This window comes from Gemmata obscuriglobus, assembly GCF_008065095.1.
GTDB lineage: Bacteria > Planctomycetota > Planctomycetia > Gemmatales > Gemmataceae > Gemmata > Gemmata obscuriglobus.
In genome coordinates this window covers 5,100,138-5,122,670 of the sequence record NZ_CP042911.1, presented here as the reverse complement: position 1 = coordinate 5,122,670, position 22,533 = coordinate 5,100,138, and the positions used below count along the sequence as shown (strand labels likewise).

Here is a 22,533-nt window from a genome sequence, read left to right as displayed (position 1 = left end):
GTGTCGGATCAACCCAACAACCCGCTCACGACCTCGCCTTTCACTAGCTCACGTGGCTGATTAAGATGGTTGTACACGATCGTGTCCGGCTTGATTCCGACAGAGTGGTAGATGGTCGCGAGCAACTCGGTCGGGTGGATCGCGCCTTCGACCGGCGCACTGGCCGTCTTGTCGCTCTTGCCGTGAACGTACCCACGCTTGACCCCGGCGCCGGCGATGACCCCGGTGTAGCAGTACGGCCAGTGGTCCCGGCCGTCTTCGGAGTTTTGGTTGCCGGAAGTGCTGACGCCCCGTTGCGGGCTGCGGCCGAACTCGCCCACGCACACGACGAGGGTCTCTTTGAGCAGGCCTCGCTCGTCCAGATCGGTGATGAGGGCCGAGAGTCCGGCGTCCAGCATCGGCGCGGCCTGGTCCTTCATGCGCTTCGAGAGGCCGACGTGGACATCCCACGAGTGGTTGTCGCTGTTGGCGACCTTCGGCCACACGACTTCCACGAACCGCGTTCCGGCTTCCACCAGCCGGCGGGCCAGGAGCAGGCACTGCCCGAAGGTGTTCTTTCCGTACCTTTCGCGCAGCTCGGCCTTCTCCTCGGCGAGTTCGAACGCCTTCTTCGCGCGGCCGCTCACGACGAGGCCGAGTGCCTTACCGTAGTACTCGTCGAGGTCGTGCTTCGCGACCGCCGCTTCGATTTCGGGCATCCCCTTCGAGATGGTCTCGCGGAGTGTGGCCCGTTTCTCCATCCGGACTGGGGTGAGTTCATCGCGCAGCTTGAGGTCGTCGGTGCGGATGCGGTTCATCTTCGCCATGTCCATGTCGTCGCCGGACGGGTACAGGGTGTACGGTTCGTACCCCTTGCCGAGGAAGCCGGCGGTGCCGCCCTTTCCGACCACGTTGGACTCTTGCAGCGGCCGGGGCATCATCACGAACGGCAGCATCGGCACCGTCGGCGGCTTCATCTTGATGATGTTCGAACCCAGCGTCGGGAAGTCTTTGGGGCTGGGCGGCTCGAGTTGGCCGGAGGCACTGACCTTATCGGTGGTGTACCCGGTGTGCATCTGGTAGATGGCGGCCGTGTGGTTGAACAGCCCGTAAGGCGTGTAGCTGACCGCCCGCATGAGGGTGGTCTTATCGAGCACCTGTGACAGCTTCGGAAGCAACTCGGTGACGTGCGTGCCAGTGAGCTTGGTTTGCTGGTGCTTGAAAACGCTCTTCACCTTGTCCGGAACGTTGTCCTTCGGGTCCCACAGGTCGAGGTGGCTGGGACCGCCCTGGAGATAAATGAAGATGACGCTTTTGGCCTTCCCGAATCCGGGACCGCCGCCGACCTCGGACTTGTTCGTGCTCGCGCTGGCTTTCTGAAGCGCGAGAAGGTCGGCAAGGGTGACGCCCAAAACGCCGGACCCGCCAATGCGGAGCAGGTCGCGCCGGGTGACGCGGTCACAATCACTTTTCGCGGCCGCACCAGGAATGACGAGCATGGACAGGGCTCCGCAGTGGGGTGGGAGGGCTTGAGGAGCGCAGGGCGGCGTGACCGCTCTGAGAAGTGAGTGCAAGTTTACCGGAATTCGGTATCGGTCGCAAAAGGTTTCTTCACCGTTCCGCGCGGCGGGGCGTGCGGCTTGTATTTGGGTGGGAAGTTCAGCGGCGACGGACTATCTTACCGGGGCTTGAGCAAATCCGCTTCCGACATCGCCCGTGGAGGTTCTCATGTCGGCGACCAACCCCAAGAAATCCTCGGCTCCCGAACCCAGCCGCGAGGAACGCATTGAAGCCGTCGTGGAGCAACTGCGGCCCCAAATCGAGCAGGTCGTGCGGCAGATGGTCGAGCGGGCCGTCGATGTTCCCGAAGCCGAGGAGTTCGGGGCCATCGACACCGAGTTCCGCGATGCCGGTCAGAATCTCGTCACCGATGTCCGGCAAGCCAGAAAAAAAGGGTACGTCGGGTGCAGCGTGACTTGCCCCGATTGCCAGTACGCGGCCAAGTTCCATTTCTATCATACCAAATCCAGTAGTTTCAAGTAGGCGGTCTGGGATTGCTACCGTTAGCCACGTCAGTGAGTAGCTGGCGGATAATTGTTGGCGATGCTAAGCTGTCGGCCAGCAGGATCAGGCACACGGTTGTCAGCGCCCACCCCGGGCCGCGTGCCGTTCGGAACCGGATCCAGGCGTTGCGGAGGATCAGGCCCACGGCCACCCACAGCAACCGCACCACCCCGTTGGTCGTCGAGGTTCGGGGCCGCACCTGACCCAGCCGGCGGTAGCTGCTCTCGATCCCGAACCGTCGCCGGTACAGGTCCCGGATCGGAACCGGGGCACCGGTTACCCGCCAGGGCGCGTACAGGAGCGTCTTGGTCCGCCGGCCCCCGGTCTTCCGATGCCGGTCGCTCTTGTGCGCAATCACCAGGCCGCTGCGGACCGAGGTCCCCCGGTCCGCGTGGGTGTACGTGTACCGGCCCGCCCGGCGCCGCCGCAGGGCCCGCAACCCGACGGCCGGGACACCGGGTCGGGGTTTCCGCCCCAGGACCACCGCGGGGATCACGAACGGCACGTTGTGGGACTGGAGCAACCGCATCACCGCGATCGTGAAGAACGCCTTATCCAGCAGCGCCACCCGGACCGTAACTCGTGCGGCCGTCAGCTGATCCAGCAACCGGGTGAGCACGTCGGTCATGGGCTCCTTCTCGCCTACCGCGGTCACCCCGACCGTGTATCGGTCCGGCCCCCCGACGAGACACGCGGTGGCGTACGTGTGGAAGTTGTGGGTGCCCCGGCCTCCTTGGACCGGGTCGTGTCCCGGTTCAGTGTCCCGAAGTACCCGATCCGGTGGTAGTCGATGGCCACCCGCGCGGCCCGCCTCCGCTTCCCCAGTGGTGCGTGCAGGGCCGGGAGCAACCACCGCTCGAGGGTGCGGCGCCGCTTGGGGAGCGCCAGGTACAAGCAATCCCAGATGGCCTGCCCGGACGGGGCCGGGGCGACGGCGGCACACGCGGCGGCCACGGACCGGGCGAACGCGGCCGCGAACAGGATCACCTGCCACACCACCTCCGGGGTGCACCGGCGGCGCCGCCTGGGCAGTTGGACCGCTCGACCGAGCCAGTCGGTGAGCACCGGCCGCAGGTGTACGGTGGCATGGCCCCGGATTGGTCGGATAGACTGGGCCTTGGGCCGCATGGGGGCTCCGGCAATGGGGGCGTGGTAACCGCCATTAACCGGCAAACCCATGCGGCCCGCTATTCCTAAATCGCCGCTAACTTGAAACTACTGGACACGAACAGAAATGGTCAAGGGTCAACCGCTGCGGGTGGCGGTCATCGGTGCGGGTCCGATCGGCATCGAAGCTGCACTGTATGCGAAGACGTGCGGGTTCACGGTGTCGGTGTTCGACCGCGGCCCCGTGGGCGAGCACCTGCGCCGCTGGGGGCACGTCAAGTTGTTCACCCCGTTCGGGTGGAACGTCACGCCGCTTGGTCTCGCCAAGGTGAGACACGAGAAGGGATCGCGCACGATTCCGGGTGAAACCGACCTGCTCACCGGACGCGAGTTCCTCGAAGCCTACACGACCCCCATCGCCGAATCCGAAACGTTGCTCGAATCGCTCAACCTCGAAGCTGCAGTGCTTCAGGTCGGGCGGGCGGCCGGCGTCAAAAAATCGGAAGTCGCGGACAAGCTCCCGTTCCGGCTGTTGGTCCGCGACGCTGCGGGCAAAGAGGGCATCGTAACAGCGGACGTCGTTCTCGACTGCACGGGCACGTACATCACCCCACAGCGTCTGGGCGACGGCAACATCCCCGCGGTGGGCGAACTCGCGGCCCGGCAGCACATCGCCTGGGGCATCGAAGACGTTTTCGGCACCCGTAAAGCGCATTACGCGGGCAAAAGCATCGTCCTTGTGGGCGGCAGCTACTCTGCGGCAACCACCATTTGTGCCCTCGCGGCGCTCGCAGAAGAAGCGAACGATACGTGGGTCGTCTGGCTCACACGCGGCCCGCGGGGGCAGCCACTCCCACGCATCCCCAACGATCCGCTCAAGGAGCGCGACCGGTTGGCGGCGCGGGCGAACGCGCTCGCGACCCGGTGCGATGGCAACCTCGAGTTCCACCCGCAGACGGTCATTGATGAGGTCCTTTGCCACGGCCCAAACCAGGGTTTCCGCGTGTCCGGTCGGAGCAACGGCAAGCCCATCGCCTGGGAGTGCGAGCGGCTCATTGCGAACGTGGGCTACCGGGCCGACCTGCGCATCAGCGACGGGTTGCGCGTGACCGAACCGGCCGGCGCCCCCGAGACCGGCGAGCCGGGGTACTTCGTCCTCGGCTCGAAGAGTTACGGACGCGACTCCGGGTTCCTGCTCCGTAACGGATTCGATCAGATTCGCAAAGTGTTCGCGGGCCTCACCGGCACCCCTCGGCTCGACCACTACGCGAAGAAGGTGGCATGATCCGCACGCGATCCAACTTCGCACACTACAGTGGTATAGTGGACCCCGAAAACTGGACCGCCGGTTAAGCTACACCGGCAATCCAGGGAAGAGGAACCGATGGCGGGCAAGCGGAAGAGTCACTCGGCAGCGTTCAAGGCCCAGGTCGCACTGGCGGCCCTCAAGGGCGACAAGACGATCAACTAGGTGGCGAGTCAGCACGGGGTCCACCCGACCCTGATCCACGCCTGGAAGAAGCAACTCCTGGCCGGGGCCGAGGGCGCGTTCGCTTCGACGGCCAATAGCACCGCACCCCCGGAGGACAAGACGGTTGAGTTGTATGAGCAGATCGGGCGCCTCAAGGTCGAGCTCGACTAGGTGAAAAAAGCTAGGCCGGCAAACTTGACAGGATGAGCTTGTTTTCCAAGGCTTTCAGGTATTCCTCCGGGTTCCGGCGGAACCGCCTTCGTTCGACCCGCCGCTGGCGCCGCACCTCCAGCTCGGCGCGAGCACGCTTCCATTGGTCCCGGTCGGCCCCGGCCAAGTCCGACGCGGTGACCTCCCCCGTCCGCGTCGCCAACGCGGCCACCACCCGCACCGACCCACGAAGCACGGTTCCCGGAGAACCGCCCTTGCGACCACTCGCCCGGCGCTCGTGATACCGGTGCGCGCCGAACAACTGCTCCAGGTCGTTGTTCGTCCGCGGCAGGCCCGCCACGTCGTAGCACGCGAACAAGCCCGGCCCGTAACTCCGAGTGACCTTCACGAAGTGATGCACCGCATCTTTCAACGCGCCCGCCGAACGACGGTGCCGCGGCATGGCCCCCAACAAGCCGCCCAGCTTCTTGCGGATCGCCGCACCGGATGTGACTTCCACACCCAACACGTGGGCCGTCTGATGCAACCACCCGAACGCCACACCGATCGCGGGCCACAACGTGGCGGTCGCTTTCAAGCCCTTCGCGATCGTGCCCCAGGGCTACGCACGGATTGACCTTGGGCAAGGTGCTGCATTTGGGTATGTGAGCGACTCCTCATTTGGGAGTCGCCAATGCCCGGGTCACTGGTCGAGCGGTTGGCCGAGTTACCGGACCCGCGGAGCCGCCACGGGCGCCAGTACCGGCTGGTGGGGCTGTTGACTCTGTGCCTGGTGGCGGTGATGGCCGGGCATACCACGCCCGAGGCCATCTCGCAGTTCGGTCGGCTGCGGCCGAAGCGGTTGGGCCATGCGCTGGGGTTCCAGAACGGCAACATGCCGTGCGCCAATACCATCGCCGGGTTGCTGCGGAAGTTGGACGCCGACCACCTGGACCGGATCATCGGTGCATGGCTCGGGGATCGGCACCCGGACGGGTGGGACCACATCGCGTTGGACGGGAAGCGGTTGTGTGGGTCCCGGGACGGGGCGGTACCGGGTACCCACCTGCTGGCCGCGTACGCCCCCCAGGCCTCCGGGGTGATCGCTCAGATGACCGTCGAAGCCACCACCAACGAGCACCAGGCGGCCCTGCGGTTGCTGGACGTGCTGCCCCCGCTGGGCGGGTCGGTGGTCACGGGCGACGCCATCTTCACCCACGCCGACGTGTGCGCGAAGGTACTCCACAAGGGCGGCGATTACATCCTCTACGCCAAGGGGAACCAGTCCGAACTGCGGCGGGACATCGAGACCGCGTTCGCCGCCGAGTCGGGCGGCTTTTCCCCCCTCGGTTCAGGCACAGTGGGCTGAACACGCGGGCACGGCAACCGACCAAGGCAAGGGACACGGGCGTGTCGAGCGGCGGACCATTACCACCACCACGTGGCTCAACGGGTACTTGAGCAACTGGCCGGGTGTGGGACAGGCGTTCCGGCTCGAGCGGCGGCGGAAGGCGAACGGGAAGGCCACGGTGGAGGTGGTGTACGGGATCACCAGCCTCAGCACGTTGGCGGCCGACGCGGGTGCACTGTTAGGTTACTCGCGCGGCCACTGGGGTATCGAGAACGGGTTGCATTACACCCGCGACGTGACGCTCGGGGAGGACCGGTGCCGGGTGCGGCGCGGTCCGGCCCCACGCGCGTTGGCGTCGCTGCGGAATGTCGCGGTGTACCTGTTGCGGAACACCGAACACCCCAGTGTGGCGGCGGCAACCCGGGCCATGGTCGCTCGCCCCGACCTCGCCTTGGACCTGCTCAACGCCCCGGCTTCAATCTCTGAGTGACTGTCCCATATGTGGGATTTATGCCACCGTGTGGTATTGAAACTCGGCGTCGACCCCTTTCGGCTCAAGCCGGTTGAGCATCAGGTGGATCATGGCCAACTTGACGAACGCCTCCGACGACCGCACCGTCTTCTCCCGGTCCTTGGACAACCGCCGGCACGTCCCCAGCCAGGCGAACGTCCGCTCCACCGTCCACCGCCGCGGTAACTTCACCCACCCCTTGGCCCCGTCCGGGCGGCGGACGATGACCAGCTCCCACCGGGCGTTCGTCTCGACCCACTCGTACAGGGCGTAGTTGTGGTACTTGCGGTCGGCGAACACCCGGCGCACCTTCCCCATCGGTTGCTCGTCCAGCCGGCCGAACAGTTCGGCCGCCGCCTTGGCATCATCGACGCTCGCGGCCGTCACCAGCACGGCCAGCAGCAACCCCATGGAATCCACGAGGATGTGCCGCTTCCGCCCGTCCACGTTCTTGGCGTTGTCCCGGCCCCGCTCCTCGCCGCCGGAGGTCGTGTCCACCGACTGGCTATCCACGCTCGCGGTCGTCCGGGGCGAGTACGGCCTCTCGGCGGTGCGGACCTTTTTGCGGAGAAGGTCATGGATCGTGTCGCGGGTGCCGTTGTGTCGCCACTCGTCGAAGTACCGCCCGACCGTGGACTTGGGCGGGAAGTCCTTGGGCCGGTACCGCCACTGGCAACCGGTCCGCAGCACGTAGAAGACCGCGTCGGTGACGTCCCGCAGGGCGGTGGTGCGGGGACGGCCGCCGGGGTACACGGGGATGTGTGGCTCGATGAGCCCCCACTGCTCGTCGGTCACGTCGCTCGGGTAGGATTGGGTTCGCATGGACCATTCTACCCACCCAACCGCCACATATGGGACAGTCACTTAGCTCGCGTGGCCGGCGCTCCGAGGCCTGGGCCACCTGGGCCATGGCCGTGCGGATCAGGTTGTAGGCCAGCAGGTGGGCCCACACCTCCTTCCGCACCAGCCCCGGGGTCTTGCACCGCAGCACGTCCATTCCCAGCGTCACCTGGACGCTCCTCATACATGAACCCGCCGTTACTGCCGCATTTGGACTCGTGTAATGCGTTTCCGGCCAAGGATTTACGACTATCCAAATGGGACAACTTCGGCGGGTTCATGTCTCAGGTCCACCTCAATGCTCCACCTCTGGCGGTACCGCTCCCCCAGATCCGTGGCCCGGATCGACGGGTCCGTTAGGGTCGTGGCGACCACCAGCACGCGGGTCCGGAACCCCCGCTGGGCGACCCGCACCCGGACCTCGCGGATGTCCAACTCGTCCGGCAACCGCACGTACGTGTCGCGATCCATCCACTCCGGGCGTTGCCCCTTGGGCCACCGCACCACGTGATCGTCACGGCCCAACCGCCGGCCCCGGCGGAAGTCCGTGGCCCGCTTCTGGTGGATCCGGGTCACCACGTCGATGCCCCGCTCCCGCCACAGGACCAGGTCGAACCAGCCCCCGAAGTACCGGTCCGCCAGGAGCACGGTCCCGGACCCGACGCTCCCGGCGATCTGACGCCGCAAGGCGGTCTCGCCCGATTGCTTGCCCCGGCTCGGGCCCAGGGCCGCGTCCAGAACGGCCCCACAGGCCAGGCAGAACAGGGCGACCAACCGGATCTGCGGGAACCCGATGCCGTCGGCCTGGGAGCCCGGGTGCGGGTACTCGTTCTGGTTCTTCGGGGTATCGGGCATGGTGACCGTGGTGCCGTCGGCGATCAGCACCCGGCGGCCGTTCCACCGCCAGTTCCCGGGGGCCCGGTCGTGCAACCCGCGACCGGTGTGCCGGGCCAGTTGTGGAATCGCCCTCGGGCAACCGGGTGCGGGCTTGCAGTACCCGCCCGTGCCCGGCCCGCACGGCGGCTCCCCCCGGACCACGAGCCACGCCAGGACCCGCGCGACGGCCAACCGGCAGCACCCGACGGGACAGATGACCTGGGTGAGAAACGCCCACGGGGTGACGACCGGGGTGAACACCTCGTCCCGCCATCCCCCGCCGTGCTCCTGGATCGCCGGTTCGATGCTCGATTCGGGGAGCGCATCCGCAAAGGGCAGCCCGTCGCCTTGGGCGAACCGGTTGCGGATCGCACGCATCTGGCTCGGTGCCGTGGGCCGGGTAGAATGTACCATCGTGGGATGTCCGGGCCGGGGTTGAGGCGGTCGTAACTCCATCTTCGCAACCCGGACATCCCGCGCCTATCCTCTAACACCGAATCGACTTACAGCCCCAGGAAGTGCCATTCGGGCCCACTGTATTTCACACCAGAATGGCCTTGATGGGCTTACCCTCGCTGCGCGGGAACGTGCGTCCGATCGGGCTCCGGAGCGTGTGTTCACAGTCGATCCTAAGAGCCTGGAGTACGGTCGCATTCAGGTTCGCGATTGGTTGGCGCTTGTTTTCGGGCAGCTTTCCGCCATTCGGGTCGCTCTCGCCGACCACGGTGCCGCCTTTGATCCCACCGCCCGCAAGTGCCGCCGCGAAGTTGTGGGGCCAGTGATCGCGGCCACCGAGGTTATTCATTTGCGGGGTGCGGCCGAACTCCCCGACGCACATCACCAGCGTGTCTTTCAGCGTGCCGCGCCCGTTCAGGTCACGAAGGAGCGCGGAGAACGCCGGGTCCAGTTCGCCCTTGAGGCGCGTGGTGATCTGATGGTTGTTCGCGTGGCTGTCCCACCCGCCGAGCGTCACCTCGACGCACCGCACACCGACCTCGGTGAGCCGCCGGGCCGCGAGGCACCCGCGCCCGAACGGCGTTTCGCCGTATTCCTTCCGGACCGAGGCGGGTTCCAGTGAGATGTCGAACGCTTTGAGCTGTTCGGAACTCATCATTTTGCGGGCGCGGTCCATCGTGTCTCGGTGGCCGGTCGAGCCGACGCGCGTACCACGGCCCTTCACGAACGAGTCTTCCACGACCTTCAGATCTTCCAGACGCTGTTCGAAGCGGGCTTGCGGAACGTGGGGCGCGACGTCCGGCACCTTATCTTTCGGGTCGAATACCTTGAACGCGTCGAACCCCGCGCCGAGCGCACCGCCTCGCGCGGGCCACTCGTTCGGCGTAACGGACACGTGGCGCGGGATATCGACGGTCGTGTCGGGAAGGGCGTGACAAATCACCGCTCCGAGCGACGGGTACGTGGTGGTCGGGTCCGGACGCACGCCCGTTTTCACCATCGAAGTGCCGCGCTCGTGGTCGCCCTCGGGGCTCCACAGCGAACGGACCAGGGCGACGTGGTTCATCTGATCCGCGAGGCGCTCGAGACCTTCCGCGAGTTGAACACCCTTGGCGGCGGTGCTGACGGCTTTGGTGCCGGCCGCGATGTTTGTGCCCGGCATCGGGTCGAACGTTTCGAGCTGACTCGGCCCACCGCCCAGCCACAGTACGATGACCGATTTCGCGGGTGTGCGAGTCTTCTCTGACGCCCGCGCGAGTGCGGTGCCGAGCGGGGTGAGCCACGCGAACGAAGGCGCCGCTGCGAGGAAATGACGCCGGGTGAGGGACGACATCAGTGATTCCATAAAAGTTCGGTACTGTTTCGGGACGGTTCGCACCGCTTGGAACATGGCAACGCCGCGCGACATCAGCAGGACGGCATTCGCGCTTGGCTCGCACGGGGCGCACAGTTGATACCTCGAAAGAGGAAGATGGGTTTTATACTTTACGCGGTCAGGAATGAGTCACGGTCGAACGTCTGGAACTTCCGCGTCGTGAGCGAGGCGAGAGCCTCGCTGTGGTCCGTTGGGATGCGATCGAGGCACTCGTCGATGGCCGCCCGGAAGGTCGCGAAGTCGGCGTAGTGCTTGCCCCGCAGCCCCTTCTTCTTGGTGAACCGCCACAGCCGCTCGATCACGTTCAGGTTGGGCGAGTACGAGGGCAGGAACAGCAACACCTAACCGCTTGGCTTCGGCCTCCACCGCCGCGCACCGCTGATACCGCGCGTTATCCAGAACCGATGTCGTCGGTCCGGTGGCCCGTGCCGCGCCCCGGCCCAGCAACTCGACCATCGTATCCGAAGACACGCGCGTCTCGTTGGTCACGCGGATCAGTTCCCGAGTCACGCCGTTCCACGCCCCCAAGACGTTGTACCTTCGCCGCCCCGAGGCCGCGCGCACGAACATCCGCACCAGGCACCAGACGCAGCACCAGAACGACCCCGGCACGAAGTGCGCGGCGTCCACGAAGAACGCGCTCCGTTGCCCGGTCCGCGCCTGCGCCAGCACGGGTTCCAGCTCGTCTCGAAGGAACGCGGCCTGGGTTTGTCGGTGCTCGTCGATCGTCTTCATTCGGGGGCAATGGGATGGCCCCCATCCGACGCCACCTCAGGCCGAGACTTTTTTGAGGAACGCGCGCACTGCGTCTCCTTCCGCCGCACCCCGGTCAACGTCGCGATCCGCTCGGCCGCTTCGGCGACGGTATGCGGCGGGCGCTCGTGGAACTCGGCCTCCAGGGTCGTCCGATGTGCCTCCTGTGCGCCGACCGGCTTGGCCCACTGGAACGCCCTCAAACCGGCCACCCCGTGCAGGCAGAAGATCCCGATGTACCGGGCCACCGTGGCTTTCGAGACGCCTGCCAGTTGACCGCTACGGGCTTGGGTCTCGCCTTGGCTGAACACTGTAGTTTCCGCGAATCGGCCGCGCTCACGCGGCCAGATCCAAGCACCGGTGGGCGAGGTCGCGGATTTTCGCGTGGTCGTGGTGCTCGCCCACAACGGCCTGAATCTCCTGGGCCAACAGCTCGTGTTGCCAGGCCCGGCGCTTGTCCGCGTGGCTCGGGCGCCGGTTCGGGTCGTCCCACGGGGATGCGGATCGGTGCCCCACCAGGGCCTCGGCGTTCTGGTTCCAGGCCCACACCTCGGTCAGGGTGTGGGCCCACGCGCACAGGTGGAAGCACCCCACGTTCGACGGCACCCCGCGCACCTGCTGCTGACCCGCCCCGGCGACTTGTTTGAGATCCCGAAAACAGGTCTCCAGGGTGAACCGGTCGGCCACCCGCTCCAGGATGTCGGCCACGGTCGCGGTGGTGTCGGTGCCGAAGAACGCGACCCATCCGTGGGGCTCGTCCACCAACACCACCCGGATCGCCCCACCGGCCGGGCGCCACGTGGCCACGAACGTCTTGTACCGCTTCTCGACCGACTTCCCGTACACGGTGAACATGCCGGTGCTCCACCCGCCGGGGTGGGCGGCCCGCTCGGCCAGCGACACCCGCTCGGTCCCGTACACCCGCGGCCGCCCGGGCCGCCCGGGCACTCGCGCCGGTGGCACCGAGCACAGGGCCGCATCCCGGCGCAGTCGGCTCACCACCGTCACCCCGAGCTTCCGCAGGGGCTTCAGCACCGGCCCCTGGGCGTACGCCCCGTCGGCCACCACCCACACCGCCTTCCCCCACAACGCCAGCCACCCGTGCGCCCACCGCACCAAGCCCACGGCCATGGTCCGCTTGGTTGCGAACGGGGGCCGGTCCGCCGCCCGGACCGCCCCCAGGTTCGCCTTCCGGATGTACAGCCGGGCCAACAGGGGTAACGCCACGACCCCACCCAGCGGGTGCGCCACCAGCAGCCCGAGGACCACCCACACGTGCCCGTACACGAACCCGCTCCCGGCCGGCCCGGGGGTCGGGTTGTGGTGCACCCCGGCCCCTTGCACCTGGGAACCGTACCGCGCCGTCGGGGTGTCATCCAACGCGAGCACGACCCGCGGCCCGGTCACCAACGGCCGGAGCACCTCGACCAACAACCGGGTGGCGATGGCCTCGGCCCGGCGCCCGACGGCGGCCGCGGTGGGGTAGCAGCGGCGGTACTGGGACGACAACCCGGCGGCTCGGATCCAGCAACTCCGGGCCTGTCGCCCGCGGGCCAACAGCACCCCCAGGAACAACAGCGCCAACCGCCGGCCCGAGCGCCGATCCAAGGCACCGGCCAGAATCGAAAACCACTGGCACCGCGGGGCCGGAGTGTGCGAAGATGGCATCGCCGTGTCCGTTCGGGTTGGGAGGTCGTGTGGTAACGCCATCCTCCCGGACGGGCCGGCATTCGTCTACTCCGAACGTACCACCATCACCGCCCGGCCTACAAATTCGCGGAAAGTACAGCTGATCAGCCACAGCACCTCCATCCGCTGCTGCACTCGCGGATCCGGATGCGCGTACCGCTTCGCGCCGAGAGCTTCGAGATCGGCGGCGGAGAACGTCAGTGTGGTGTGTCGAGCCATCGATCCGCCCTCTAGTACTACTCCGTTACCTCGCCACAACTGCTTATTTTACAACGTGTTATGTACACGCCACCAGAGAACATCTCGACGGAACATCTTGTAGGATCTGGACTTGAGTCAAATGGAATGCTCACTGCCCCAGCGGGATGTTTGCTGCTCTCGTGAACGGACTCGCCAGAATCGCTGGGATTTGAACCCATTGCGGATGCACGGGCCTGTAGGTGTAGATCGCCATAAATCGCGACACTGTAATTGGTTGTGGCGAATTAACGGAGTAGTGCTAGAGCCTGTTATGAACCTATCACCTGCCCCCGTTGCGCGCGGGTCACATGCCCACCATTGCCACCCGGGGTGCGGGGCGGATACGGCCCCCGGACCCCGGCCGCCTGCGCGGTCCTGACCGGGGCGTACCGACTCGGCAAGCGGGGCGTCGCGCGGGTGCTGAGGAACCTGTTCGGGGTGCCGATCAGCCCGGGTGCCGTGTGCCACCTCCAGGACCGCACCGCGGGCGCCCGGGAGCCGGTCACCACGGCGGTCCACGCCCACCTCACGGGGAGGCCCGCGAACGTGGACGAGACCGGATGGCGCGAGGGCCGGAGCCGGGCCTGGCTGTGGGTCGCGGTGGCCGACCGGTTGACCGGGTTCGTGATCCGCCGGTCCCGAGCCCGCAAGGTGTTGGGCGAGCTGATCCCGGGAACCCCGGGTGTGCTCACCACCGACCGGTACTCGGTGTACGACCACCTGTCACCGGACCGGCGCCAGGTGTGTTGGGCGCACCTGCGGCGGGACTTCCAGGCGATGATCGACCGGGGCAACGACGGGTCCCCGATCGGGACCGCCCTGTTGGCCTCGGCCGATGCGCTCCTGGGCGCGTGGCCCCGGGTGCGAGACGGGATGTTGAGCCGGGCCCGGTTCGTGTCCCATCACCTGGGCGGGGTTCGGGCGGCCGTCTACGCCCAACTGGGGCGCGGGCGCACGTGCGGGTGCGCGATCACCGCGGGCGTGTGCCGCGAGTTGCTTCGGTTCGGTGGAGCCCTGTACACGTTCGCCCGGGTGGACGGCGTCGAGCCCACCAACAACGCGGCCGAGCGGGCCCTGCGCCACGCGGTGTGCTGGCGCAAAACCAGTTACGGCACCGACTCCGAACGCGGCTCCCGATTCGTCGAGCGGGTGCTCACCGCCGTGGCCTCGTGCCAGCAGCAAGGCCGCAACGTGCTCCCCTTCCTCACCGACGCCATTCAGGCCGCACGAAACGGCACACCCGTGCCCTCACTCCTCCCGGCACCCATCGCCACCCCGTGAACGGATAATCTACGACACGTGTACCTTTCAGCCGCGTAAGAAATCTCGTCCGGAACAACAACAGGCGTCTGATTTTCGGTCAAAGTGTACGAGAAGTTGAGCCCGGAGGAGCTTCCGGCACGCTGTTCAGGACCCGCGTGAGCTAGAGTTGGGTCGCTGACCGCCCGGCGTGCCGGGTCAGCCCCGGCACGGACGCACTCAATGAGTTTTGAATTGAGCGGACTAATGACCGATCGAACTGAATTGCCGACGGCGGGGCCGGATCTAACCGGTACCGTCGCGGTGTCGTTCGCCGGTTCTGTGGCGCTCGGGGTAGCGGGTGGGGCGTTACTGTTTACCCTCATTATCGTTGCCCTAGCAGTAAAGTTGCGGCGCCGGCGCCGCGTTTCGCCTGCTGGTATCAACTTTTCAGCAGAACCACCGAACCCGGCGTCAGCTCCTTTGAGTCCGCCACCTGATACCACGGACGACCTCTTCCGACTCCTGTTCGAAAGCCACCCGACGCCGGCTTGGGCGTTCGACGAGGACTCGCTCCGATTCGTTGCGGTCAACGACGCAGTCCTGCGACGGTTTGGGTACGCTCGCGAGCGGCTACTGCAGTTAAGCGTTCGTGACGTGTGTCCCGACGAGGACGCGGACCGGTTGCTCGGTGCCCCTTGTGGCCCGCTCCAGTGGCGGCACCGGATCTCCTCCGGTGCGCTGGTGCCCATTGAGGTGACTTCACGTCGGCTTACCTCCGGGGGGCTACTGCTACGGCTTGTGGTCGCGAGCGACACGAACGACCGGCGCAAGGCAGAAGGCGAACTCAAGGAACGGGACGATCTGCTCCAGAACGTGCTAACCAACGTCCCGTGTGCGGTGTTCTGGAAGGACCGCGCGTCCATCTACATCGGGTGTAACGACCAAGCCGCGCGGGACCACGGGCTCACCGTCCCGGGCGAGGTCATTGGCCAGACCGACGAAGAGCTGATAGGGGTGGCCGAGGAGGCCGAACAGGCGCGTCAGAGCGACCGGTTGGTCATCGAGTCGGCCCAGCCATTGCTAGACGTGGAGGAGACGCGCACCTTACCAGACGGTACGCGGGCGACGTTCCTAACCAACCGGGTGCCGCTCCGCGACTCAACCGGTCGGGTGATAGGCGTCGTCGGGGTCGCACAGAACGTTACCTCCCGCAAGCGACTGGAAGATGAGCTGCGACACGCGCACAAGATGGAGGCGATCGGGCGGCTAGCGGGCGGAGTGGCGCACGACTTCAACAACCTGCTCACCATCGTTACCGGGAGCATCCACCTGATCCGCGGGTTGCCCGCCGGCGACCCGATGATCGGCAGCTACGTGGACGAGATCCAGGCGGCCATCGACCGGGCCACGGCACTCACGCGCCAGTTGCTCGCGTTCAGCCGCAAGCAGCCGTCTCGCCCCGAGGTGCTGGATCTGAACGAGGTGGTGTCCGAACTCGGCGGGCTGCTTGCCCGTCTGATCGGGAACCGGATCGCGGTTCGCACCGAGCTGGCGCCCGAGCCGGTGCGCGTGCGGGCGGACCGTGGGCACCTCGAGCAGGTGCTCATGAATCTGGCTGTGAACGCCCGTGACGCCATGCCCGACGGCGGCACCCTGCGAATCGCGACCGGGTTGGCCGAGCAGTTCGCCAAGCTCACGGTCGCCGACACCGGGTGCGGGATGCCGGAACACGTGAAGGCCAAGATCTTCGAACCGTTCTTCACCACCAAGGAAATGGGCAAGGGCACCGGGCTGGGCCTTGCGACGGTGCACGGAATCGTCGAGCAGGCGGGCGGCGGAATCGAGGTACTCACCGCGCTGGGAGCGGGGACGACGTTTCACATCCGGCTCCCGTCGGTGATCGCGCCCACGCCCCCGCCGGTGACAACACCGGGAGCAGTGCCGCTCCCCGCGCGAGCCGCGCGGATGGTGCTGCTCGTGGAGGACGAGGAGCGGGTGCGCAAGACAGTGCGGTCTGCCCTTGAGGGCTGGGGGTACGCGGTAACCGAAGCGGACCGGGCGGAAACGGCTCTGGCGCTGCTGGCCACACGGCGCGACATCGACCTGTTGGTGACGGACTTGGTGATGCCCGGCATGGACGGCCGCGAGCTGGCAACTCGGGCGCGGGGCGAGCGCCCAGAGATCGCAGTCGTGTTCATGTCCGGATTCGTTCCCGACCTGCGCCGAACCGACGGGTTCGCCGACGGCGTGTTCTTGCCGAAGCCGTTCACGCCGTTCGACCTGATTCGGTGCACCGAACGGGCCCTGCGCCAGCGGACCGGCGGGAGTAAAACCCGTGAGCGACTCGCCGCCCCTACCGCCGGGGGGTCGGAACTATGAGCCGGCGTGTACTTGTCGTCACCGACGACCCGGCGGTGCGGCGCGCGCTGCGCGACACGTTCGCGCCTCTCGTCGCGGAGTGGGAGGCCACGTTCTCGAGCGGCACCGAGGCCGTGAAACACCTGCTCGGGCTCCGCTTCGACGCGCTCGTACTCGACGCGCACCTGCCCGCCAACGGGGCGACGGAACTGCTCACCGAGGGGCGCCGCCGGAACCCGTCGATGGCCCGGGTGGTGCTGGCCGCACCGGGACGAACGGAGGTCATCGGGCTGGTCGCGCTGGCCCACCGCGTGCTTCCAAGGCCGTGTCCGCCGGACGAGTTGGTCGGTGTGATTCAGCGGACGTACTCGCTTCGCGAACTGCTCAACAGCCCGTCGCTGGCCGCACTTGTGGGGCGACTCACCACGATTCCAGCACTGTCGGCAGTTTATACGCGGATCTCCGAGGAGCTAGCGTTCCCCGACTTCTCGCTGGCCACGGTCGGTGGGCTGGTGGCGCAGGACTTGGGGATCTCCGCGAAACTGCTCCAGATGGCGAACTCGGCCCTGGTAGGACTGCGCCGGCCGGCATCGACCCCGTCGCAGGCGGTGCGCATCCTCGGGGCAGACCTGACCCGCACACTGGTGCTCGCAGTTGACCTGTTCTCGCACTACAACCCGTACGCACTCCGTCCCTTTTCGATTGAAGCGCTGTGGGAGCACAGCCAAGCGGTGGCGGAACTGGCCGCCGCCATCGCGGTCGCCGAGCGAGCGGAGGAGCGGGTAATTCGAGAATCCGCACTCGCAGGGCTGTTCCTTGACATCGGTCGGCTCACGCTCGCGAGCCAGCTCACCGGGCCGTACAAAGAAATACTCGCACTTATGCGGCACCAGCACCTGAGTGCGGTGGCTGCCGAAACGCGAGTGCTGGGAACGTCGCACGCTGAGGTGGGTGCGTACTTGCTCGGGCTCTGGGGCCTGCCCGACGGCCTAGTAGAAGCGGTCGCATGGCACCATCAGCCGTCGGGGTGCCCGGGGACCGTATTCACACCTCTCACCGCGGTACATGCGGCGGACGCGATTCTGCAAGAGGACGAGGGCGCTGAGCCCGACTGGGCTTACCTGGAGCGGTTGGGGCTGAGAAGCCGCTACTCGGAGTGGAAGGGGCTGGCGCGGGAACGTACCTCGGCACACGTGCCGTAGAGGTTGATGTGGCAAAATTCGATTGCAGACACACGTTAAGCTGATCAGAGGACCGCGTTACGTATGCCACGTCTGCGTGAGGCGTTGCGAGCTGCTGTGGCCGCGCACTGTCAGGTCAGGCGATTTCACCCGCATACGGGGCCGTGGTTCGTGAAGTGGTGTCGCGCGAACCGACCGCCTACCCACCGGGGCGGTTTACGCGGTTCAGAAACGCGAGGATCAGCGCCACGGCGCGATACACCTCCGGCGGAATCTCTTGGTCCACCTTGAGTCGACTCAGCACCTGGACGAGCGTTGGGTCCTCGCGCACTGGCACCGCGTTTTTACGGGCCAGCGCCAGGATCTGCTCGGCGGTGCGCCCTTTCCCCTTCGCGACCACCTTCGGGGCGCGATCCTTGGCGGGGTCGTAGCTCAGCGCCACGGCGCGCTTCTGGTCCTGCTTTGCCATCTCACGCCCTCACATCGAGAAGGGAAGTCGAGGCCGGGCGCCCGGCTAGCATCGCGGACGAGCGTTCGCGGGTCTTCTTGGGCAGGTCGGCGGTTGCGCGTACGTCCAGCAGCACTTCTCCGAACCCGTCGGTACTCAGCTCGGTACGCAGTTCGGGCAGGGCCTCACGCACTCGGTCGCGGATCTCAGACCGGTCGAGGTAGATCGCGGCTCGGAACTGACCGCCGCTCAACCCGGCGTCGATCCACGTTTCGCCCAATTCACTGAGCGGCACGTGCATGAGCATCCGGAACCGTCCGGGGCCGCTCTCGTTCTCGCTTTCGTCGCTCGATTGCCCCTCACGCTCGACCGCGAGGTGCAGCGTCCGCCACTGATCGCGGTCCGGAAACGGCACCTGAAGGATGTACGGCGTTCCGGTCGCCTGCGCCAGCGTTTGCGTGGCCTGCTGTGCCTCGATACCCTCAAGGGCTGCCCGCGCGGCGGGAAACTGTACCGCCAGTCCGAATTCGCGGGTCGTCTGAATCAACCGCAGGAGATCGCCCTTCAAATCACCACGGAGGTCGCCGCGCACCTCCGACGCGGTTTGTCGCGGCAACGCACCGGCGAGTTGAGGGTCTTCAGCGAGCCGAGCGAGTTTCGCCTCGAAATGGAGGCCACCGTTTTCGACCAACTTTTGAAGGTCCGCTGCGTTCGGAACGCGTGGCTCGGTCGGAACCAGCGACCGGATCGTTTCACGGACCGCTTCTGCGGCCTCTCGTACCGCGGACGGCAACCGCGGGGGAAGCGTTTCGGTCGTACCGCCCTTACTATCCAGCGCGCCTTTACCGCCCAGCGCTTCGACAAGCTTTACTTCCTCCCCCCGAACTATGACCGCCGTGCCTTCCACGAGTTGGGTCAATTCGGCCTGGAGTGGCTTCAATGCCGCCGTCAGGTCGTTGGTCGGCGTCGCTTGCAACAGCGCGGTTGCCACCGCCACGGGCAGAACTGGTGTTTCAGCCGGCGGGCGCAAAACGACGCCGGCAGGTGTCGGAACCAGTTCGAGAACGGCCCGGCTTCCCGGGGCCAGGGGCAGAGGAGCCTGCGTCAGCGGGTCGCGCGCGGTAGCCGTTTGTTCCTGACCCTCGATCCGCACCTGCACACGACCGTCTGGGAGCGTGTCAAGAACCTCAACGACCTTCACCTGGGTTGAACCGGTCGGGACCGACTGCACTTCGGGCTTCGGCGCCCGCGGTGGGGGCGTGACTTCGAGTACGCCACCGCCGGTACTCGGCACCCGCACGAACAACACGGCGCCGGTCTGCAACCCGGTGGGCGGGCGAACGGTCAACGACTGCCCGTTCACGTCCAGCGTTGCTTGGCGCGGGTCCACTTGCGTTACCACCGCTTGCAGCAGCGAGCCGAGCGGCACGGACGCGAGGTCCCCGGCTACCACGCGCACGCTCGCCGACGCGCTCACTTGGGCCGTGGTGACCGAGACAATGTCAGCAGGGGTGACTTGCATAAAATTCACTTTACCCCATTTTGAATGCCCTGCGGACCTCCTCTGTCGCGCAATCTCCCGGTCTGCACTGCCCTTATTATCGATTCAAGTTCCGGCCGATTTTTTCCGATTTTACCGATATGAACACCAACCTTCCCGGCCTGAGCGTGCTGACGCAACTCCTGGACGCGTCCGGGTTGCGGCACCGCGTCATCGCGCAGAACGTCGCGAACGTGAACACTCCCGGCTACAAGCGCCTCGAAGTGGCGTTTGAAGCCGACCTCGCCAAAGCCCTAGCCTCGCCCACCGGGGGCACCCCGGTGAAGCCCCGCGTGGTCACCGGCGACGGCCCCGAGCGGGTCGACGGCAACAACGTGGACATCGACGCCGAGATGAACGCGCTGGCCAAGAACGCGCTGCTGTACCAAGCGGCCACCCAGATCATCGCGAGCCGCGTCGGGACCTTGCGGTCCGCGATCAGTGGCCGCTAGTTCCGAGGGAGTAACCCGTGCCTTTTAACGACCTATTCGCGGGTAGCGCGATCAGCGGCACCGGCATGTCGGCCGAGCGGCTGCGGATGGAGGTGATCGCGAACAACATCGCGAACGCCAACACCACCCGGTCTGCCAACGGCGGTCCGTACCGCCGCCAAGATGTGGTGTTCGAAGAGTTGCTCGGGGCCGCGGCCGGGCCGTTCGGCGGCCCGGACCTGCGCGGCGTCGTAGCGGTCGAGCGTGTGGAGGACCCGACCGAACTGCCCCGCGTGCACCAACCGGGGCACCCGGACGCGGACGCCGAGGGCTTCGTCCGGATGCCCAACGTGCAACTGCCCATTGAAATGGTGAACCTCCTGACCGCCACCCGCGCGTACGAGGCCAACCTGCGCGCCGCGCAGACCTTCCGCCAGATGAACGAGCAGGCGCTGGTCCTGCTCCGCAGCTAACACACGAGGGTTCCGTCATGCCCGTGGATTCGATCGCGACCGTCGCACCACTGTCCCGGCTCCAACCGCTGCTGGCCCCGCAAGCCCCGGCGGACCTGACGCCGGGTGGGGCACCGTTTGCCGGCGTGCTAAACAGCGTGCTGAACGGCAACATTGAGGCCAACCGCGGCGCCGACGCCGCGGTTCAGTCGCTCGCAACGGGTGAGGCCCAGGATCTTCACACGGTCAGCCTCGCCGTGGCGCAAGCGGACCTCTCGTTCCGGCTGATCCTCGAATTGCGAAACCGGCTGACCGATGCGTTCCAAGAAGTGACCCGCATGCAGGTGTAGTCCCCGGGCCGCACGACGCGGCCCGCGCTCGGCACACCGCTCCTTCTTTGTCAGACACGATCGGGTGACGCATGGACGTGTTCAACCGCCTGCTCGAACAAGCCCGCGCCTACTGGGCCGGTCTCAGCGCCGGTCGCCGCATCGGCGTGGTCCTGAGCTTCCTCGGCGTGCTGCTCGCGCTCGGGGCGGTGGTGTACCTCTCCCCCGGGGGCCGGTACACGCCGCTCGGCGCCGGGCCGCTCCCGCCCGAGGACGTGTCCGCCATGCGCACCCGCCTCAGCGGGGACGGGATTCCGTTCCGGCTTAGTAGCGGAGGAACCGGGATCGAGGTCCCGGACGAGCGATACGCCGAGGCGGTGGTGTCGCTGGCGGGTGCCGGCATACCGGCTCGTGGTGGCAAGGGGTTCGAGGTGTTCGACGAAACCTCGCTCATGACCACCCCGTTCGTCCAGAGCGTCAACTATCAGCGGGCACTCCAGGCCGAGCTAGCGCGTTCCATCATGCAAATGGAATCGGTACAGTCGGCACGGGTGATGATCGCCAAGCCCGAACCATCTCCATTTGTTCGGGACCAGAAGAACCCGACGGCCAGTGTGGTCATAAAATTGAAACCGCGGATGACGATGAACCCGGCAACGGCTGGCGCCATCGTCTCGCTGGTCGCACACAGTATTGAAGGATTGCGGCCCGAAAATGTTACCGTAATGGAGACCGGTGGGCGACTGCTGTCTGACCCGAACGCTGCGGCCCGGAGCGGGCTTCCGACGCCGCAACTTGAATACATAGAGCGACTTGAGACTTATCTCTCCACGAAGGCCGAGGAGATGTTAAGCAAGACTCTCGGCCCCGGTCGGGCGGTGATTCGGGTTAGCGCAGATGTGAACTTCCAGAAAATCAAGGAACGTGTTAAAACCTACTCGCCTGATGGACGCGTCGGGGTGGCGGAACGAACTGCCAACTCGACCAGCACGGGGACCCGGGCCGGTGGGGTGACAGGCGCAACCGCGAACATCACCCGCACCGGTGGAAGCACCGCCAATGCCGGTAGTGGTGGCGGAACGTCTAAAGAAGAGGTGATCCAGACCGACTTCCTTGTTTCTGAAACGCTCCGCGACATTGAAGAGGGTAGCGGAGCGGTGACCCGCCTGAGCGTTGCGGCCCTCGTGGATCTGACGGCAGCCGATGGGCAAGCGGTTATCAGCCAAGCTGACGCGGAAGAAATTATCCGCCAAGCAGTCGGCTTCCGTCCGGGACGCGACAGTGTTACAATCGCTCGCGCACCGCTGACCGGACCGAACGCCGGGGAACCGGATGACACGCTCGTTCGGCTTCAGCGGATCCAGACGTATGTGAGCCTCGCGCGGAACTTGAGTGTGGCGTTCGCGGCCGTTTTGTCCTTCCTGGTAATTGGGCTGCTACTCCTTCGCCGCCGGCCGGTTCCGGAAGCTCAAGGGGCAACCGGAACTGAACCCGGAGCAGAGACAGCCGGTGCGGGTCCGACCGGTCCGGTCGCCCCGACCCCGCCGCCCACGACGGAAGAACGGCGCAACGCCGAGCTGATTCGGTTCCAGACCATGGCCCGAAACGAGCCTGCCACCGTTGTGCATGTGCTCAGTGTCATGCTTGGCGAGAAGTCAATCTGAGATGACCCAACGCACCCGCTCGACTT

The 22,533-nt window shown here is 66.4% G+C and carries 23 protein-coding genes and 2 pseudogenes; 12 read left to right on the top strand and 13 right to left on the bottom strand.

Annotated elements, in window-relative coordinates; genetic code table 11:
• Positions 1-8: 8 nt before the first annotated feature.
• The gene (locus GobsT_RS21145) at positions 9-1,478 is read right to left on the bottom strand and encodes a DUF1501 domain-containing protein (RefSeq protein ID WP_010035365.1); all 1,470 of its coding nucleotides are present in this window, start codon (positions 1,476-1,478) and stop codon (positions 9-11) included.
• A 229-nt stretch (positions 1,479-1,707) separates the two neighbouring features.
• Between GobsT_RS21145 and GobsT_RS21140 the strand changes: the two genes are divergently transcribed.
• Positions 1,708-2,022 (top strand): hypothetical protein, encoded by a 315-nt coding sequence (locus tag GobsT_RS21140; RefSeq protein ID WP_010035363.1) that lies wholly within the window; start codon positions 1,708-1,710, stop codon positions 2,020-2,022.
• On the opposite strand, the gene GobsT_RS21135 is transcribed toward GobsT_RS21140, so the two are convergent.
• Entirely contained in the window at positions 2,015-2,896 is an 882-nt protein-coding gene (locus tag GobsT_RS21135; protein WP_071529242.1) for a transposase, read from the bottom strand. The two genes, GobsT_RS21140 and GobsT_RS21135, sit on opposite strands and share 8 nt — an antisense overlap.
• A gap of 381 nt (positions 2,897-3,277) precedes the next feature.
• Here GobsT_RS21135 and GobsT_RS21130 point away from each other — a divergent pair, with 381 nt between their 5' ends.
• Positions 3,278-4,435 carry an NAD(P)-binding domain-containing protein gene (locus GobsT_RS21130; RefSeq protein ID WP_010035353.1) on the top strand — a complete coding sequence of 386 codons (1,158 nt, stop codon included), beginning with the start codon at positions 3,278-3,280 and terminating at the stop codon, positions 4,433-4,435.
• Positions 4,436-4,621: 186 nt separating this feature from the next.
• A complete protein-coding gene (locus GobsT_RS37970; RefSeq protein ID WP_010035349.1) occupies positions 4,622-4,792 on the top strand; it encodes a transposase in 171 nt (56 codons plus the stop codon).
• A 10-nt stretch (positions 4,793-4,802) separates the two neighbouring features.
• Here GobsT_RS37970 and GobsT_RS21125 read toward each other — a convergent pair whose 3' ends face one another.
• Entirely contained in the window at positions 4,803-5,369 is a 567-nt protein-coding gene (locus tag GobsT_RS21125; protein WP_010035346.1) for a hypothetical protein, read from the bottom strand.
• Positions 5,370-5,465: 96 nt separating this feature from the next.
• On the opposite strand from GobsT_RS21125, the gene GobsT_RS40555 reads away from it, so the two are divergent.
• The gene (locus tag GobsT_RS40555; protein WP_010035343.1) at positions 5,466-6,140 is read left to right on the top strand and encodes an ISAs1 family transposase; all 675 of its coding nucleotides are present in this window, start codon (positions 5,466-5,468) and stop codon (positions 6,138-6,140) included.
• Entirely contained in the window at positions 6,028-6,612 is a 585-nt protein-coding gene (locus GobsT_RS40550) for an ISAs1 family transposase (RefSeq protein ID WP_109570957.1), read from the top strand. Before GobsT_RS40555 ends, GobsT_RS40550 begins: the two co-directional genes overlap by 113 nt.
• Positions 6,613-6,630: 18 nt before the next feature.
• Here the strand turns inward: GobsT_RS40550 and GobsT_RS21110 are convergent, their stop codons facing one another.
• From GobsT_RS21110 to GobsT_RS37965, 8 genes and pseudogenes are all read right to left on the bottom strand, one after another.
• Entirely contained in the window at positions 6,631-7,455 is an 825-nt protein-coding gene (locus GobsT_RS21110) for an IS5 family transposase (protein ID WP_010035390.1), read from the bottom strand.
• Between the two features lie 40 nt (positions 7,456-7,495).
• Positions 7,496-7,648: pseudogene (locus tag GobsT_RS41170) on the bottom strand (IS4 family transposase); the annotation flags it as partial.
• 74 nt (positions 7,649-7,722) lie between these two features.
• On the bottom strand, positions 7,723-8,763 hold the full coding sequence (locus GobsT_RS21105) for an IS4 family transposase (RefSeq protein ID WP_162097343.1): 1,041 nt from the start codon (positions 8,761-8,763) through the stop codon (positions 7,723-7,725).
• Positions 8,764-8,890: 127 nt separating this feature from the next.
• The gene (locus tag GobsT_RS21100) at positions 8,891-10,138 is read right to left on the bottom strand and encodes a DUF1501 domain-containing protein (protein ID WP_109571485.1); all 1,248 of its coding nucleotides are present in this window, start codon (positions 10,136-10,138) and stop codon (positions 8,891-8,893) included.
• 152 nt (positions 10,139-10,290) lie between these two features.
• Positions 10,291-10,521 (bottom strand): transposase, encoded by a 231-nt coding sequence (locus GobsT_RS21095; RefSeq protein WP_081471463.1) that lies wholly within the window; start codon positions 10,519-10,521, stop codon positions 10,291-10,293.
• Positions 10,522-10,911: 390 nt separating this feature from the next.
• On the bottom strand, positions 10,912-11,181 hold the full coding sequence (locus tag GobsT_RS21090; RefSeq protein WP_148087824.1) for a hypothetical protein: 270 nt from the start codon (positions 11,179-11,181) through the stop codon (positions 10,912-10,914).
• A gap of 88 nt (positions 11,182-11,269) precedes the next feature.
• Positions 11,270-12,601 carry an IS701 family transposase gene (locus tag GobsT_RS21085; RefSeq protein WP_010035327.1) on the bottom strand — a complete coding sequence of 444 codons (1,332 nt, stop codon included), beginning with the start codon at positions 12,599-12,601 and terminating at the stop codon, positions 11,270-11,272.
• Positions 12,602-12,667: 66 nt separating this feature from the next.
• Positions 12,668-12,841 (bottom strand): hypothetical protein, encoded by a 174-nt coding sequence (locus GobsT_RS37965; RefSeq protein ID WP_010035324.1) that lies wholly within the window; start codon positions 12,839-12,841, stop codon positions 12,668-12,670.
• Between the two features lie 300 nt (positions 12,842-13,141).
• Here GobsT_RS37965 and tnpC point away from each other — a divergent pair.
• The 3 genes and pseudogenes from tnpC to GobsT_RS21070 form a co-directional block, all read left to right on the top strand.
• Positions 13,142-14,151: pseudogene (gene tnpC / locus GobsT_RS21080) on the top strand (IS66 family transposase); the annotation flags it as partial.
• A gap of 433 nt (positions 14,152-14,584) precedes the next feature.
• Positions 14,585-16,483 carry a hybrid sensor histidine kinase/response regulator gene (locus tag GobsT_RS21075; protein ID WP_050790211.1) on the top strand — a complete coding sequence of 633 codons (1,899 nt, stop codon included), beginning with the start codon at positions 14,585-14,587 and terminating at the stop codon, positions 16,481-16,483.
• Positions 16,480-17,664 (top strand): HDOD domain-containing protein, encoded by a 1,185-nt coding sequence (locus GobsT_RS21070; protein ID WP_010035319.1) that lies wholly within the window; start codon positions 16,480-16,482, stop codon positions 17,662-17,664. Before GobsT_RS21075 ends, GobsT_RS21070 begins: the two co-directional genes overlap by 4 nt.
• Before the next feature lie 178 nt (positions 17,665-17,842).
• On the opposite strand, the gene GobsT_RS21065 is transcribed toward GobsT_RS21070, so the two are convergent.
• Positions 17,843-18,112, bottom strand: coding sequence for an EscU/YscU/HrcU family type III secretion system export apparatus switch protein (locus GobsT_RS21065; RefSeq protein WP_010035317.1), 270 nt, complete (start codon positions 18,110-18,112; stop codon positions 17,843-17,845).
• A 1-nt stretch (position 18,113) separates the two neighbouring features.
• Positions 18,114-19,613: a flagellar hook-length control protein FliK gene (fliK, locus tag GobsT_RS21060; protein WP_010035314.1), complete on the bottom strand. Its 1,500-nt coding sequence runs from the start codon at positions 19,611-19,613 to the stop codon at positions 18,114-18,116.
• Between the two features lie 119 nt (positions 19,614-19,732).
• On the opposite strand from fliK, the gene GobsT_RS21055 reads away from it, so the two are divergent.
• The 4 genes from GobsT_RS21055 (at position 19,733) to fliF (ending at position 22,507) form a co-directional block, all read left to right on the top strand.
• Positions 19,733-20,083, top strand: coding sequence for a flagellar basal body rod protein FlgB (locus GobsT_RS21055; protein ID WP_010035309.1), 351 nt, complete (start codon positions 19,733-19,735; stop codon positions 20,081-20,083).
• Between the two features lie 17 nt (positions 20,084-20,100).
• Positions 20,101-20,535, top strand: coding sequence for a flagellar basal body rod protein FlgC (gene flgC, locus GobsT_RS21050; RefSeq protein ID WP_010035306.1), 435 nt, complete (start codon positions 20,101-20,103; stop codon positions 20,533-20,535).
• A 17-nt stretch (positions 20,536-20,552) separates the two neighbouring features.
• Positions 20,553-20,864 (top strand): flagellar hook-basal body complex protein FliE, encoded by a 312-nt coding sequence (gene fliE, locus GobsT_RS21045; RefSeq protein WP_010035304.1) that lies wholly within the window; start codon positions 20,553-20,555, stop codon positions 20,862-20,864.
• A 71-nt stretch (positions 20,865-20,935) separates the two neighbouring features.
• Positions 20,936-22,507, top strand: a complete 1,572-nt coding sequence (gene fliF, locus GobsT_RS21040; RefSeq protein WP_010035303.1) for a flagellar basal-body MS-ring/collar protein FliF — start codon at positions 20,936-20,938, stop codon at positions 22,505-22,507.
• Positions 22,508-22,533 lie beyond the last annotated feature (26 nt).

Bases quoted from the DNA above. Each gene is read 5' to 3' on its own strand.
- fliF (WP_010035303.1), top strand. From the start codon at position 20,936: ATGGACGTGTTCAACCGCCTGCTCGAACAAGCCCGCGCCTACTGGGCC.
- fliK (WP_010035314.1), bottom strand. From the start codon at position 19,613: ATGCAAGTCACCCCTGCTGACATTGTCTCGGTCACCACGGCCCAAGTG.
- GobsT_RS40555 (WP_010035343.1), top strand. From the start codon at position 5,466: ATGCCCGGGTCACTGGTCGAGCGGTTGGCCGAGTTACCGGACCCGCGG.
- GobsT_RS21100 (WP_109571485.1), bottom strand. From the start codon at position 10,138: ATGTCGTCCCTCACCCGGCGTCATTTCCTCGCAGCGGCGCCTTCGTTC.
- GobsT_RS37965 (WP_010035324.1), bottom strand. From the start codon at position 12,841: ATGGCTCGACACACCACACTGACGTTCTCCGCCGCCGATCTCGAAGCT.
- GobsT_RS21130 (WP_010035353.1), top strand. From the start codon at position 3,278: ATGGTCAAGGGTCAACCGCTGCGGGTGGCGGTCATCGGTGCGGGTCCG.
- GobsT_RS21145 (WP_010035365.1), bottom strand. From the start codon at position 1,478: ATGCTCGTCATTCCTGGTGCGGCCGCGAAAAGTGATTGTGACCGCGTC.
- GobsT_RS21140 (WP_010035363.1), top strand. From the start codon at position 1,708: ATGTCGGCGACCAACCCCAAGAAATCCTCGGCTCCCGAACCCAGCCGC.
- GobsT_RS21105 (WP_162097343.1), bottom strand. From the start codon at position 8,763: ATGGTACATTCTACCCGGCCCACGGCACCGAGCCAGATGCGTGCGATC.
- GobsT_RS21085 (WP_010035327.1), bottom strand. From the start codon at position 12,601: ATGCCATCTTCGCACACTCCGGCCCCGCGGTGCCAGTGGTTTTCGATT.
- GobsT_RS21055 (WP_010035309.1), top strand. From the start codon at position 19,733: ATGAACACCAACCTTCCCGGCCTGAGCGTGCTGACGCAACTCCTGGAC.
- GobsT_RS21065 (WP_010035317.1), bottom strand. From the start codon at position 18,112: ATGGCAAAGCAGGACCAGAAGCGCGCCGTGGCGCTGAGCTACGACCCC.
- GobsT_RS21110 (WP_010035390.1), bottom strand. From the start codon at position 7,455: ATGCGAACCCAATCCTACCCGAGCGACGTGACCGACGAGCAGTGGGGG.
- GobsT_RS21070 (WP_010035319.1), top strand. From the start codon at position 16,480: ATGAGCCGGCGTGTACTTGTCGTCACCGACGACCCGGCGGTGCGGCGC.
- fliE (WP_010035304.1), top strand. From the start codon at position 20,553: ATGCCCGTGGATTCGATCGCGACCGTCGCACCACTGTCCCGGCTCCAA.